Here is a 3,802-nt window from a genome sequence, read left to right as displayed (position 1 = left end):
TGGGCCGTCCGGCGTACGGGTTCGGACGCACGAACGCGCCCCGGAAGCCGAGCTTCTCGGTCGCCCGCTCGAGCTCGCGGAGCGAGGCGTCGACGTCGGCGAGCGGCAGCATCGCGACCCCAACCAGGCGCGACGGCGCAGCCCGGCAGTAGTCCGCGAGCCAGTCGTTGTAGGCGCGGCAGAGGGCGGCCATCAGCGCCGGGTCGCTCGTCTCGGGCACGTAGAAGGCGACCGAGGGGAAGAGGACCGCGACGTCGATGCCCTCGCTATCCATGTCGTGGAGACGCGCCTGCGGGTCCCAGCCGCCGGCCCGGAAGTTGGCCGCCGCGAAGTCGTAGTCGGGGCCGAGCGTGAGCAGCATCGCGTGCCGCATGAGGAGCCGGCCGTCGAGCAGCATGCAGGGACGGCCGCGCTCGTCGAGCACGGGGCGCGGGGCGCGCTCGCGGTACGCCGGCTCCACGTAGTCGGTCCACAGGCTCATCGGCTCGGTCACGTGCCCGTCGGCATCGACGACGGCGATTTGGTTCATGGGGCGTCCCTCCCTGGCAGTGCACTCCCACCTTAACAAACGAACGTTTGTTCGTGTACGCGGGGCGCATGAGCCCCCGGGCGGCCACCGCCCGCAGCCGCGAAGCCCCTTCCACGCGCGACGCGATCCTCGACGCCGCCGAGCGGCGCTTCGCCGACCGGGGCTTCGCCGGCGTATCGATGCGGGAAATCGCCGGGGAGGCGGGGCTCAAGAACCAGGCGAGCCTGTACCATCACTTCCGCCACAAGCGGGCGCTGTACGAGGCGGTTCTCTCCCGGGGCATCGCACCGATCATCGCGCTGGTCGCGGAGAGCGGCAAGAGCGGCCCCGGGGGCGAGCGCGGGCGCCTCGAGCCGGCGGAGGTGCAGGCGGTCCTCGACCGCGTCCTCGACTATCTGGAGGAGCATCCGCACCTCCCTCGCCTGATCCAGCGCGCCGGCCTCGACGACAACCGCTACCTGCGCAGCGCCCTCGGGCGTTTCCTGGGACCGCTCTACGCGCAGGGGCTCTCCGTCCTGGCCGGCGCACCGGGCCCCTGGGAGGCGAGCGAGCTGCCCCACCTGGGCGCCGGGCTCTATCACCTGATCTTCGGCTACTTCGCCGACGCCACGCTCTTCGAGGCGGTAGTGCAGCAGGATCCCCGCAGCCCAGCCGCCATCGCCCGCCAACGCCACTTCTTGAAGACCGCCGTCGCGCAGCTCCTCGGCTTGCGGCCCGCGCGCCGCTTGCTCGGCCGGCGCGCCTGAGGCTCCCATGCGGCTTCCCGGCGTCGATCTCGCGAACCCCGACCTCTTCGTCGCCGGCTGGCCCCACGAGGCGTTCGCCCTCCTCCGGGCGAAGGCGCCCGTCTACTGGCACGAGGAGCCGAACGGCCCCGGCTTCTGGGTGATCTCCAAGTACCACGACGTGCTGGCCGTCCAGCTCGACTCGAAGACGTTCTCGTCGGCCCGCGGCGGCACGCTCATCCGGGAGTTCGACGAGCCCGAGCGGGAGGCGATCCGGTCGCAGCTGATCAACATGGACGCACCCCGCCACACGCGCTTCCGCCGGCTCGTGAACATGGGCTTCTCGCCCAAGATGACGAACCGCCTGGCGCCCCACATCCGCGACATGGCGACCCGGATCATCGACGCGGTCGTGGCGCGCGGCGAGTGCGACTTCGTCGCCGAGATCGCGGCCGAGCTGCCGCTCCAGGTGATCGCCGAGATGATCGGCATCCCGCTCGCGGACCGGCACCTGATCTTCAAGTGGAGCAACGACATGATCGGCTTCGACGACCCCGAGTACGGGGGCGCCGGCGCGGAGGTCGGGAAGATCGCCTCGATGCAGATGTACATGTACGCCAACCAGCTCGCCGTCGAGCGGAAGAAGAGCCCGCGCGACGATCTCGTGAGCGTCCTCATGGCGGCCGAGGTGGACGGCGAGAAGCTGACCGAGGTGGAGTTCGACTCCTTCTTCCTGCTGCTCGCGGTGGCGGGCAACGAGACGACGCGCAACCTGATCTCGGGCGGCATGCTCGCCCTGATGCAGCATCCGGCCGAGCGCCGGCGGCTGCTCGCCGACCCGTCCCTCATGCCGACCGCGGTCGAGGAGATGCTGCGCTGGGTCTCCCCGGTCATGTACTTCCGGCGCACCGCGACGCGCGACGCGGAGCTCCGCGGCCAGCCGATCCGCGAGGGCGACAAGCTGACCGTCTGGTACGGCTCGGCCAACCGCGACGAGGAGGTCTTCCCGCACGCCGACCGCTTCGACGTCGGCCGCACGCCGAACGAGCACCTCGCCTTCGGCATCGGGCACCACTTCTGCCTGGGCGCCAACCTGGCGCGCCTCGAGATCCAGATCATGTTCGAGGAGCTGCTCCGCCGCCTGCCGGACATCGAGCTCGCCGGCCCGGTCGAGCGCTTGCGCTCGAACTTCATCAACGGCATCAAGCGGATGCCGGTGCGCTTCACGCCCGAGAGGAGCTGACCCGTGCGCACGCGCGTCTGCGCTCTGCTCGGCATCGAGCTGCCCCTCTTCGCCTTCAGCCACTGCCGCGACGTGGTGGCGGCCGTGAGCCGCGCCGGCGGACTCGGCGTGCTCGGGGCGCTCGCCTTCTCGAACGAGCAGCTCGAGGTGGAGCTCCGCTGGCTCGACGAGCACGTGGGCGGGAAGCCCTACGGCGTGGACGTCGTCATGCCGGCCTCGCTCGCCGACCAGCCGGCGTTCGACAAGGCGGCGTTCGAGGCGATGATCCCCGAGCGCCACCGCACCTTCGTGGAGGAGGTGCTCGAGCGCTACCGGGTGCCGACGCTGCCCGCGGGCGAGGTGCCGCACGAGGGCCTGCTCGCGTGGACGCACGCCGGCGCCCGCTCGCAGGTCGAGATCGCGCTCGCCCACCCGATCAAGCTGCTCGTGAACGCGCTCGGCACGCCGCCCAGGGACGTGATCGACCAGGTGCACGCGCGCGGCGTCCAGGTCGCAGCGCTCTGCGGCAGCGTCGAGCACGCCCGCCGCCACGTCGAGGCGGGCGTCGACATCATCGTGGCGCAGGGCTCGGAGGCGGGCGGCCACACCGGCGAGATCGGGACCATGGTCCTCATCCCCGACGTGGTGGACGCGGTCGCACCCACGCCGGTCCTCGCCGCGGGCGGGATCGGCTGCGGGCGGCAGATCGCGGCGGCGCTCGCCCTCGGCGCCGAGGGCGCGTGGATGGGCTCGGTCTGGCTCGCCACCACCGAGAGCGATCTCCACCCCGTCGCCATGAAGAAGGTGCTGCAGGCGTCCGCGCGCGACACGGTACGCTCGCGCTCCATGACCGGGAAGCCGGCGCGGCAGCTCCGCACCCGCTGGACGGAGGCGTGGGACGACCCCTCGTCGCCCGGCGCGCTCCCCATGCCGCTCCAGTTCCTGCTCACGGCCGACGCCACGACGCGCATCCACCGCTACGCGCACCTCGAGACCTCGGGGGCGAAAGAGCTGGTCGGCACGCCCGTCGGGCAGATCGTCGGGCGCATGAACCAGGTCCGCCCGGTGCGCGAGGTGGTACGCGAGATGATGGAGGAGTTCGTGGATGCGGTGGCGCGCGTGAACCGGCTGGTGGAGGAGTGAGCAATGCCTGCGCCCATGCGCCTCGACGTGGTCTCCGAGTTCCCCTACAAGCACTCGACGGGCGAGGTGATCGGACGCTTCCTCGCCGGGCTGAAGGAGCAGAAGCGGATCTGGGGGCAGCGCGTGGCGGGGCAGGGGGTCGTGGTCCCGCCGCTCGGCTACTCCGAGGCCGACGGCTCCGCG

5 protein-coding genes are annotated in these 3,802 nt (G+C 71.7%); 4 read left to right on the top strand and 1 reads right to left on the bottom strand.

Annotation, left to right across the window (positions count from 1 at the left end; translation table 11 throughout):
• Window positions 1-529: amidohydrolase (locus E6J59_15490; protein ID TMB17863.1), on the bottom strand; the 529-nt coding region annotated here is incomplete at its 3' end.
• A 68-nt stretch (window positions 530-597) separates the two neighbouring features.
• On the opposite strand from E6J59_15490, the gene E6J59_15485 reads away from it, so the two are divergent.
• From E6J59_15485 to E6J59_15470, 4 genes are all read left to right on the top strand, one after another.
• Window positions 598-1,275, top strand: coding sequence for a TetR/AcrR family transcriptional regulator (locus tag E6J59_15485; protein TMB17862.1), 678 nt, complete (start codon window positions 598-600; stop codon window positions 1,273-1,275).
• A gap of 7 nt (window positions 1,276-1,282) precedes the next feature.
• Complete coding sequence (locus E6J59_15480) at window positions 1,283-2,497, top strand: cytochrome P450 (protein ID TMB17861.1); 1,215 nt, start codon at window positions 1,283-1,285, stop codon at window positions 2,495-2,497.
• A gap of 3 nt (window positions 2,498-2,500) precedes the next feature.
• Window positions 2,501-3,619 (top strand): nitronate monooxygenase, encoded by a 1,119-nt coding sequence (locus E6J59_15475; GenBank protein ID TMB17860.1) that lies wholly within the window; start codon window positions 2,501-2,503, stop codon window positions 3,617-3,619.
• 3 nt (window positions 3,620-3,622) lie between these two features.
• Window positions 3,623-3,802 (top strand): DNA-binding protein (locus E6J59_15470; GenBank protein ID TMB17859.1); only part of this gene is annotated, 180 nt, incomplete at its 3' end.

This window comes from Deltaproteobacteria bacterium (assembly GCA_005879795.1).
In the GTDB taxonomy this organism is placed as follows: domain Bacteria; phylum Desulfobacterota; class Binatia; order DP-6; family DP-6; genus DP-6.
This window is presented reverse-complemented; position numbering and strand designations above follow the sequence as displayed.

Excerpts from the sequence above, each read along its gene's own strand:
- E6J59_15485 (TMB17862.1), top strand. The coding sequence starts at position 598 with ATGAGCCCCCGGGCGGCCACCGCCCGCAGCCGCGAAGCCCCTTCCACG.
- E6J59_15480 (TMB17861.1), top strand. The coding sequence starts at position 1,283 with ATGCGGCTTCCCGGCGTCGATCTCGCGAACCCCGACCTCTTCGTCGCC.